Source organism: Streptomyces sp. NPDC037301 (assembly GCF_055602785.1).
The window spans coordinates 1-1,091 of sequence record NZ_JBVJWD010000188.1 but is presented as its reverse complement, the minus strand read 5'-3'; the positions used below and the strand labels follow the sequence as shown (position 1 = coordinate 1,091).

General features: G+C 67.8%; 1 pseudogene. It reads left to right on the top strand.

Features of this window, described 5'->3' with window-relative positions:
• Positions 1-75: 75 nt before the first annotated feature.
• Positions 76-1,091: pseudogene (locus ACZ7IB_RS49300) on the top strand (IS5 family transposase).

Sequence of the window (1,091 nt, the reverse complement as noted above, 5' to 3'; positions counted from 1 at the left end):
CTAGGGCCTGTTCTCGGTTGTGATCAAAGTCGGGTTTTGGCCCCGTGCGTGTTGGTGGCCTGGTAAGACGTTCGTGTGACGCGTGCGCAACTGACCGACCAGGAATGGACGTTCATCGAGCCCTACCTGCCGATTGGCAGGTTCGGCCCGTACCCCGAGCGGCTGCGTGAGCAGTTCGAGGGGGTGATCTGGCGGTTCCGGACCGGCAGTCAGTGGCGTGAGATGCCCGAGCGGTTCGGTGCCTGGCAGACCGTCTACCAGCGGTTCGCCCGGTGGCGGGACGCGGGCGTCTTCCAGGCCCTGCTGGAAGGTGTGATCGCCGAGGCCGCGCGACGGGGTGAAATCGACATGTCCCTGGTCAGCGTGGACTCCACCACCGCGCGGGCTCACCAGGACGCGGCCGGTATGCACCTCGACGACGAGGTCATGGCCGCTCTGGAGGGAGCGGCCCTCGAACAGGAGGCGGCGGTCCGGCAAAAAGGGGAACACCCGAGGAACAGAACGGGCAGACCAGCGAAGGTGACCCCGCCCGGGCCGAGCGCCGGCGCGTCCGGCGACAACGCAAGGCCCGGCTCGGGGCCGCCCTGCTCGGCAGATCCCGCGGCGGGCTGACCAGCAAAATCCACCTCGCCGCGGACCGGCGCTGCCGCCCGATGGCACTTGTCCTGACCGCCGGACAGGCCGCCGACAGCCCTCAGTTCGTCCCTGTCCTGAACAAGGTGCGGGTCCGGCTCCCGGTCGGCCGTCCCCGCACCCGGCCCGACGCAGTCGCCGCGGACAAGGCCTACTCCTCCCGCGCCAACCGCGCTCACCTGCGTAAACGCCGCATCAAAGCGGTCATCCCGGAGAAGAAGGACCAGGCTGCGAACCGTAGGAACAAGGGCAGCCGGGGCGGTCGCCCCGTCACCCACGACACGGATCTCTACCGCGACCGCAACACCGTCGAGCGCGCCATCAACAAGCTGAAGACCTGGCGCGGCATCGCCACCCGGTACGACAAAACTCCTGAGAGCTACCTCGCCGGAGTCCACCTCCGCGCCACAACGATCTGGATCGCCAGCCTATTGATCACAACCAAGAACAGAACCTAG